The 1024-nt window shown below is 51.7% G+C and carries 3 protein-coding genes; all 3 read right to left on the bottom strand.

Features of this window, described 5'->3' with window-relative positions:
• On the bottom strand, positions 1–241 hold a 241-nt coding region (locus tag E1189_RS24580; RefSeq protein WP_230459917.1), incomplete at its 3' end, for a hypothetical protein.
• Positions 242–286: 45 nt separating this feature from the next.
• The gene (locus E1189_RS01115) at positions 287–667 is read right to left on the bottom strand and encodes a hypothetical protein (protein ID WP_155158276.1); all 381 of its coding nucleotides are present in this window, start codon (positions 665–667) and stop codon (positions 287–289) included.
• A partial coding sequence (locus E1189_RS22635) for a hypothetical protein (protein WP_196220928.1) occupies positions 664–1024 on the bottom strand: 361 nt, incomplete at its 5' end. The genes E1189_RS01115 and E1189_RS22635, both read right to left, overlap by 4 nt.

The following is a 1024-nucleotide window of genomic DNA, read 5'->3' as shown; positions in this document are numbered from 1 at the left end:
TACGCCCCTTGTTGGATTCTGGAAGAAAGTCATCACGGCACCGTATCAACTGTTCAAGCAAAGGCAGATGCTGATCAGATAGAGCGGACAGCTCCTTGTAAGCCTTCCGGTTGGCCCAGTGACAGTACTCGTGCAAAACCTCATGGCAAAATGGCTCATTAAAGCCATTTATTTCCGAAACATCTGTAACCTTTGCCCCCTTCAAGATGGCAGTAGCAATTTTCACTTCGATGGCGTGCATAAAATACTTCTCGATTTTATATGCATGGATGGGAAATGATGCCGCTTAACTCGCTGAGCTGGCCTGCTCCTGGTCAAAGCCCATGACCGCAAGCCGTACCCTTGCTCTGCGCAGCTGGTATTCCAATCGGCTCACAACAGCAGCCTGAACAGAAAGGTTGTGTCTCTCAGAAGGGTCATGGCTTACCAGAAACTCTTCCGCAAAATTGCGCAGCTGGCTGAGTGTTGGGCTACCTACGCCCCGCACGGCTGCTTCTACAGCCAGCTCCTCATAAACATCACGGTTCACCCTACGGCAATACTTGTGCAGGTATTCACGACACCGGTGAACACACATGCCCTGAGTCTTAGCGACATCAGAAAGACTTGCCCCCTTGAAAACAGGAATAGCGCTTTGCCTGATACTGTTCATATCCTGACTACTCATAGTCCAACCTCCCACCAATCACCTTCAAGAATCGCACTTCCACCGGCAGGGATACCGCTCTGGCCCTGCTCATGCCCATACTTTTGAAGCCAGTCCCGGTATAAACCCTCCTCCGTCATCACAGACTCATCATCGGAGAACGGGTAAGAAGACAGCGCCCAACCATGCTCTGCCCGATACCACTCCCATGATCCGGGTTCATGTTGAGCCTCAGGTTTGTTTCTGGCTGCAGCGTTTTGAAGCTTTTCCCTGGTGACCTTCGCGTACTGATCCCGAGCCGTGGCAATTTGAGCCGAGCGGCGCTCAAACTCAGATAGCCGACCACCTTCCAAGCGTTCAAGCTCACTGATAACGGTT

Source organism: Parendozoicomonas verongulae (assembly GCF_009711465.1).
GTDB classification, from domain to species: domain Bacteria; phylum Pseudomonadota; class Gammaproteobacteria; order Pseudomonadales; family Endozoicomonadaceae; genus Sansalvadorimonas; species Sansalvadorimonas verongulae.
This window is presented reverse-complemented; position numbering and strand designations above follow the sequence as displayed.

What these genes read in the sequence shown, in the direction of transcription:
- E1189_RS01115 (WP_155158276.1), bottom strand. Translation starts at nt 667, where the DNA reads ATGAGTAGTCAGGATATGAACAGTATCAGGCAAAGCGCTATTCCTGTT.